General features: G+C 46.7%; 1 protein-coding gene and 1 pseudogene. One reads left to right on the top strand and one right to left on the bottom strand.

Features of this window, described 5'->3' with window-relative positions; all coding sequences use genetic code 11:
- Window positions 1–234, top strand: a pseudogene (locus ACTHUR_RS18275) (malate dehydrogenase); the annotation flags it as partial.
- A 75-nt stretch (window positions 235–309) separates the two neighbouring features.
- On the opposite strand, the gene ACTHUR_RS18270 reads toward ACTHUR_RS18275, so the two are convergent.
- Window positions 310–518: hypothetical protein (locus tag ACTHUR_RS18270; protein ID WP_440400178.1), on the bottom strand; the 209-nt coding region annotated here is incomplete at its 5' end.

Genomic DNA, 518 nt, shown 5'->3' with positions numbered 1-518 from the left:
CTGCGCGACTGGTTGCTCGGCAGCAGTGGTAAATGGATAACCATGGGCGTTCCATCCGACGGCTCTTACGGCATTCCCGAAGGTTTGATTTTCGGCTTCCCCGTCATTTGTAACGAAGGCAGCTACCGCATCGTCCAGGGCTTGGATTTGTCGGACGAATTCAGCCAAAAACGTATTGCCGCTACGCTGGCCGAATTGGAAGAAGAGCGTTCAGCCATCCAGGATCTACTCTAAAACAAAGGCCGTCTGAAAACCAAATTTCAGGCGGCCTAAATAATTAAATGCCCGTTCTACAATCATTTTTAAAAACTAGAATGGTACTCTTTGTCCTTGTTTATCTTTAAGATGCCATTGACCTGCCGGTGTACAACCGCCACCACTACCACCGACAGCATAATGATCACAATTCGGATCAAGACGTTTTCCTTGAGAATATGAGCCATTTGTCAAACCATCCCCATCAAAGGAACTGCACGCGCCGGTAAAAGCTACGCAAAACAGGACTAAAATTTTCTTAA

The sequence above is a fragment of the Neisseria sp. P0021.S007 genome (assembly GCF_051956855.1).
Note: the sequence above shows the minus strand (reverse complement) of the source record. Positions and strands in the feature narration are given on the sequence as shown.